This window comes from Erythrobacter sp. CCH5-A1, assembly GCF_001557115.1.
Lineage (GTDB): Bacteria > Pseudomonadota > Alphaproteobacteria > Sphingomonadales > Sphingomonadaceae > Erythrobacter.
The window spans coordinates 1-5,738 of record NZ_LSKQ01000296.1; the positions used below are offsets into that span (position 1 = coordinate 1).

Sequence of the window (5,738 nt, forward strand, 5' to 3'; positions counted from 1 at the left end):
ACCTCAAGCTGCAGATCGCCAAGCTGAAGCGCGAGCAGTATGGCCCCAGCGCCGAACGCAGCCGCCGCCTGCTCGATCAGATGGAGCTGCAACTCGAAGAGCTCGAGGCCGACGCTGCCGAAGACGATCTGATCGCTGAGGAAGCGGCAGCCAAGACCACCACGATCACCGCCTTCGAGCGCAAGCGCCCCGCAAGGAAGCCGTTCCCCGATCATCTGCCGCGCGAGCGTGTGGTCGTGCCCGCGCCCTGTTCCTGCCCGGCCTGCGGCGGGGACCGCCTTTCGAAGCTCGGCGAAGACGTCACCGAGACGCTCGAGGTGATCCCGCGATCGTGGAAGGTGATCCAGACGGTGCGCGAGAAGTTCTCGTGCCGGGACTGCGAGAAGATCGCGCAGGCACCAGCGCCGTTCCACGTCGTGCCGCGCGGTTGGGCGGGCCCCAGCTTTCTCGCGATGCTATTGTTCGAGAAGTATGGACAGCACCAACCCCTCAACCGCCAGGCCGAGCGGTTCGCCCGCGATGGCGTGCCGCTCAGCGTCTCGACCCTTGCCGATCAGGTTGGCGCCGCTGCCCATGCGCTGACGCCGCTCTACAAGCTGATCGAAGCGCACGTCCTCGCTGCAACCCGGATCCACGGTGACGATACTACCGTGCCGGTCATGGCCAGAGGCAAGACCGATACAGCACGATTATGGGTCTACGTGCGCGACGATCGTCCCTTTGCCGGCACCGATCCACCGGCGGCGCTGTTCCACTACTCGCGCGACCGACGCGGCGAGCATCCGCAGACCCATCTCGCGGCATGGCTACGCTTATGGCGAGGTGAGCATAACTCGAGTAATCGCGAGGTATCGATAATGTGAAGGAACGCGGCCAGATTGGCTGACGTCTGCGGTTTCCGGCCAACATTCCTTCGCATTATTCAGAGCGTGTCGAGCCAGGCGAGTACGCTTGTATCGCGCTTCCAGGATGGCTTGCCGCCGGGTGTGGTCGGAACGGCAACCTGTTCCAATGCCTTCCGTTTCGTTTCCAGATTGGCCCTCGCATAGTGGTTGGTCGTGTCGAGGCTCACATGGCCGAGCCAACTGCGGATGACCGTGACGTCGACGCCCGCCGAGATGAGGTGCACGGCGGTGGCGTGCCGGAAGGCGTGCGGCGTCACATGCTTGGTACGCAGCGTCGGCGTGGTTTCTGCCGCAGCCCTCACGTAGGCGGCAAGCTTGAACCGGACACCCGAGGCACTGAGCGGTTCGCCATAACGGTTGACGAACAGCCTCTGGTCCGGCGCCCGTGGCTGTCGCTCGAGCAGCTTACTCAGCAGCAGGACCGTTTCCGGCCAGAGCGGGCAGATGCGTTCCTTTCGGCCCTTGCCGGTCAGGCGCACGCAGCTCGGGCTTTCGAACCGGATCGCTTCGGGGCACAGATCGAGCGCTTCCTGTATTCGTGCGCCGCTGTTGTAGAGGAACGAGAGCAGCGCATGGTCGCGCATACCCTCGATCGTAGAACGGTCGGGCTGAGCGAGGATCGCCGTCACTTCCGCCGGATCGAGGTAGCAGGGCTCCGATACCGGCGCGCGCTTGATCGGGATGTTGAGGATTTCGACGCATTGCGCGATCGATGGGGGATACTTGGTGGCCACGAAGTGGAAGAAGCTGCGGATCGCGGCAAGTCGGCAGTTGCGCGTGCCGATCGTGCCGCCGCGGTCGTGTTCGGCATGGCTCAGGAACGCGGCGACCTCGCTGGCGGTCAGATCGGCCAGCGTGATCACCGCCACCTTCTTTCCAGCACGCTGCGCGACGAACCGCAGGTACAGCCGCCAGGTATCGCGGTATGATCGAACCGTATGGATGGACGCGTTGCGCTGCTCGACCAGCCATTCGTAGAAGAACGCGCGCAGCAGGCTCGGGAACGGGTCGGTCTTGCTCATGGCTGCGCCTCCTGCCCCAGGCTGAGGCATTGTGCGCCCACCGCTCGGAACCGCTCGTTGGCGTGGTGCAGCAACTCCTGCGTGACCGTGATGTAGACCAGCGTGGAGTTGATATCCCGATGGCCGAGGTAGGTCGCAAGGAACGGCAAGCGCTCCTGCGGGTTGATGCCGGCGCGATACCATTCGAGGATGCGGTTCACGACCATCGAGTGGCGCAGGTCATGCAGGCGCGGTCCGGTGACGCCGCGCGGCGGCTTCAGCCCGGCCCGGCGGATGACGTCGACCAGCAGCCAGGCGACGGCCTGGGACGAGTATCGGGCACTGCCCTGCTCGTGCCAGAACAGTCCGGAGCGCGGCTCTTGCGATGCTCCGGCCCGCCGCCGGGCATCGATATAGGCCCGAAGTTCGACCATTACGCTGTTGGACAGAGGCAGGATTCTGGTCTTGAAGAACTTGGTCTGCCGCACCGTGATCGTGCCGTTATCCAGGTCGACATCGCCAAGATCGAGACGGGCTACCTCGCCGCACCGCAGCCCCGCGCAATAGGCCATCATGAGCATGGTATGGATGCTCAACGGGCGAAGCGGCGCTCGCGGGGAGGGATAGGTTCGGGCAATATCGAGCATCCGCCGGACATCGGCGGGGGAGTAGATGTGGGGCTTGCGGTACTGCTTCGCCACTTGCTTGATCGGCCGTGAGTCCGGACGACGCGGCGGGATCGACGGGTCCCGGTGCCGGAGGATTTTCGCCAGGACGCGCTTCAGCCTCTCGCATTCGGCGGGATGGTTGGCAGTCGACTTGGCGCTTGCCCAGTGTTCGAGCATCACACCTATCGGTTCATCTTGCAGGACCGGGTTCAGTTGCAGGAACCTGTCGAACCGGACAAGCCATACGGGCTGCGCGGTGTATTTGTAGCCGCGGCTCCGCATCAGATCGACGTGCTCGGCCATCATTGCGCCCAGGACGCTGCCGAACGGTTTGGGCTGATACAACGCGGCAAGGGCCTGGTTCGGATCGGGCGACGCCAAGGCGCGCCACACGGGCATGCACTGCTTGATATTGCATGCATCGCGCAGGTCGCCGACGGGATTGCGTTCGATCGCTCCGATTTCCAGAAGATGATCGAGGAACCGGTCGATGATGCGGGTGCGGTGCAGCCGCGTCGTCGCAGCCCATCGGGTTGACGACGCCTGAAGCCAGGCCACCAGCACGTCCTGGTCGAGTTCGGCGTGGCGCTCGACCTCGTCCTGGAAGCTGTTGAGCGCCTGCTTGTACACGGTGCGGGTCTTCGGTCTGCGCAGATCAAGGTCGGCCACATAGCGCTCGACCAACTGCCGCTCGGGATCGGGCCAGATCGTCATGACCGCACCTCCCGTCCCGGCACGCAGAGCGCGATATCCCTGAGGTCCTCGGTGGCCAGTTTGAGGTAGGGAGCGGTGGACTCGGCCGAACGGTGTCCGAGCATGTCTCCGATGATTTTCTGCGGCACCGCGGAGCGCAGCATTTCGACTGCGCGCGCATGGCGGAAGATGTGCGGACCACTCTTGCCTGGCGGCTCGACCCCGGCGTCATGAAGCCGCCGCCGCACCGCGCTGGCCAACTTCCCGAGCTTGCGATAGGGCGCGCGCGTGCGGATGAAGACTTCCCGGGCGTCGGTCTCGGGCCGTCCGGCGCGCAGATAGGCGAGCACCGCTTCGCCTACCGGCGCCATCAGGGGCAGGTACGAACAGGCCCGGGTCTTGGTGTGTCTGATGCGGATCGCTTCCGCGCGCCAGTCGATGTCTTCGATCCGCAGGTTGCGGATCTCGCTGGACCTCAGGCCATAAGTTGCGAGCAGTTGTAGGATCGCATGGTCCCGCAGCCCAATAGGCGTTTTGTCCTGCCCTGCAACTCGCAGGACAGCAGCGATCTGGTCCCGCTCAAGGATCGAGGGCACCCCCTCGTAGGCGTAAAGCAATGGGGCGATTACGTGCGGCGACAAGTCGATCGCGGTGCGACCCGTGCGGTGCAGATAGCGGAGGATCGAGCGAAGCCGCTCCGCGACATCCTTCACTGATTTGCGCGTCTGGTGGGGGGTGCGCGTTTCCATGTAACGGTCGATGTCGCCGACGGCCATTTCCATCAGGCTGTCGACGCCGCATCGATCAAGCTGCCAGGCGAGGAAGTTCCGGCCCTCCCACATCAATGCGTAGATACTGGGCTCCGCAAGGCCCCGTTCCTCGCGCAGCCAGGTCTCGTATTCGTCGCAGATCGCAAAGCGCAGCGCATCTGCTGCACAGGTTGCTTTCGGCGCGGGCGGCCACTGGCCCTGTGCAAGCCGCAGCAATGCGTGGATTCCAGAGCGCGGAATGGAGTGCCAGTACGGCCCCGGCGACCGACCATGGCGTTTGCGGAACATCGCGATCGCATGGTGTAGCTAGTGCGCCACCTGCGCCTCGGTCACCTCGTTGATCGGGATGCGCCGCAGGGCAAGATAGTCGAGGAACACGCGTGCATAGGCGCAGTAGTTCCCGGCCACCACCGGGCTGTATCGTTGGCTGATCAGTGCGACTTTGAGTTCGGCGATCAGTTCGCAATCGGTATTCGGCATCGAAGGCTCCTCTGCTGGTCAAACGACCGCAGAGGTTTGTCGTGAAATAATGCGAAGCAAAGACCATCAGATAACGGCGGAATTCTGCGGATTTCAGACGCTAAAGCCGCGTTCCTTCACATTATCGATACCTCGCGATTATCCGGCATCCTGCAGGCCGATGCCTATGGCGGTTACAACGACCTCTATCGCGAAGGCCGCGACCCCGGTCCTGTGCTGGAAGCGGGCTGCTTCGCCCATGCGCGCCGTAAGTTCTTTGAGCTGGCCGATGTCGTAAGCTTGGCCCGCAAGAAGAGCCGTGGCCAGCGCAGCAGCATGATCTATCCGATCGCGCTCGAAGCCGTGCAGCGTCTCGATGCACTGTTCGACATCGAGCGCGGCATCAATGGCAAGAGCCCGGCCGAGCGGCTCGCGGTTCGTCAGGAACTCAGCGCGCCGCTGATGACCGAGCTCCACACATGGCTCACGGCGCAGGTCAGCAAGCTCTCGCGCGGCCATGATCTGACCAAAGCCTGCTTCTATATGCTCAAGCGCTGGGACGCGTTTACCCGCTTCCTCGACGACGGCCAGATCTGCCTCACCAACAACGCCGCCGAGCGCGCTCTTCGCTGCATCCCCCTCGGCCGCAAGGCATGGCTGTTCTGCGGCTCCGACCGCGGCGGTCAGCGCGCCGCCATCATCTACACCCTGATTCAGACCGCCAAGCTCAACAATATCGATCCGCAGGCTTGGCTCGCCGATGTCCTCGCACGCATCGCCGATCACCCGGCAACCAAGCTCGACAAGCTCCTGCCGTGGAATTGGGCGCCGCGCTCAGACGCGATCGCCGCGTAACTCGCCCCACGCACCGGTCGGGATCACCCCGCGGCCTTCACCGGACGGATACCTTGCACTTCTCGTTCCCGAACAGGAAGTGATTGCGAGTTTTCCCCTTCGATTTGAGCGTTGAGACCTAAAGAAAGAGCCCCAGTATAATCGCACCCCACATGCCAAGTATGAATGTTGCTGCGATGCGCACTACGGGTAGCTTGCCATTGTACGGAGGATAAGGTCGCTCGATTAGAGGCTCACTCTTCCGGAACTCATACCAGCGAAGTGTTTCACCCGATGGCGTACCCGGCGTGTATGGGCTATCCGATGTACCAAGAGGGTTATGCGGCGCTGAATGATCGTGAATTGACATATTCTGAGCCTTTCGAAGGCATCATATCACGACGGTGA

2 protein-coding genes and 3 pseudogenes are annotated in these 5,738 nt (G+C 63.3%); 2 read left to right on the forward strand and 3 right to left on the reverse strand.

Annotation, left to right across the window (positions count from 1 at the left end):
- Positions 1–806, forward strand: a pseudogene (locus tag AX708_RS17905) (IS66 family transposase); the annotation flags it as partial.
- Between the two features lie 116 nt (positions 807–922).
- On the opposite strand, the gene AX708_RS17910 reads toward AX708_RS17905, so the two are convergent.
- From AX708_RS17910 to AX708_RS17920, 3 genes and pseudogenes are all read right to left on the reverse strand, one after another.
- Positions 923–1,927 carry a site-specific integrase gene (locus AX708_RS17910; protein ID WP_066110759.1) on the reverse strand — a complete coding sequence of 335 codons (1,005 nt, stop codon included), beginning with the start codon at positions 1,925–1,927 and terminating at the stop codon, positions 923–925.
- Positions 1,924–3,288, reverse strand: a complete 1,365-nt coding sequence (locus AX708_RS17915; RefSeq protein WP_043061577.1) for a tyrosine-type recombinase/integrase — start codon at positions 3,286–3,288, stop codon at positions 1,924–1,926. Before AX708_RS17915 ends, AX708_RS17910 begins: the two co-directional genes overlap by 4 nt.
- Positions 3,285–4,517: pseudogene (locus AX708_RS17920) on the reverse strand (site-specific integrase). The gene AX708_RS17915 and the pseudogene AX708_RS17920 overlap by 4 nt, the downstream one beginning before the upstream one ends.
- Before the next feature lie 141 nt (positions 4,518–4,658).
- Here AX708_RS17920 and AX708_RS17925 point away from each other — a divergent pair.
- A pseudogene (locus AX708_RS17925) lies at positions 4,659–5,351 on the forward strand (IS66 family transposase); the annotation flags it as partial.
- Between the last annotated feature and the right edge of the window lie 387 nt (positions 5,352–5,738).

What these genes read in the sequence shown, in the direction of transcription:
- AX708_RS17915 (WP_043061577.1), bottom strand. Translation starts at nt 3,288, where the DNA reads ATGACGATCTGGCCCGATCCCGAGCGGCAGTTGGTCGAGCGCTATGTG.
- AX708_RS17910 (WP_066110759.1), bottom strand. Translation starts at nt 1,927, where the DNA reads ATGAGCAAGACCGACCCGTTCCCGAGCCTGCTGCGCGCGTTCTTCTAC.